Source organism: Belnapia sp. AC561, assembly GCF_979252845.1.
On record NZ_CEEDBP010000428.1, the window covers coordinates 1 to 243 of the forward strand.

Annotated in this window: 1 rRNA gene; it reads right to left on the minus strand. The window is 55.6% G+C overall.

From position 1 onward, the window contains the following. A 23S ribosomal RNA gene (locus AC0IW9_RS31725) occupies positions 1–243 on the minus strand; the annotation flags it as partial.

The window sequence follows — 243 nt, forward strand, 5'->3', positions numbered from 1 at the left end:
TACTGGGGCTTCGGTTCGATGCTTGCACATCTCCCCTTGACCTTCCCGCACCGGGCAGGCGTCAGACCCTATACGTCATCTCTCGATTTCGCAGAGCCCTGTGTTTTTACTACACAGTCGCCACCCCCTGGTTTGTGTCACCCACCACTGGTTGCCCAATAGTGGGTCTCGCTTATCCCGAAGTGACGCGAGCAATTTGCCTAGTTCCTTCAGCATGGTTCTCTCAAGCGCCTTGGTATGCTC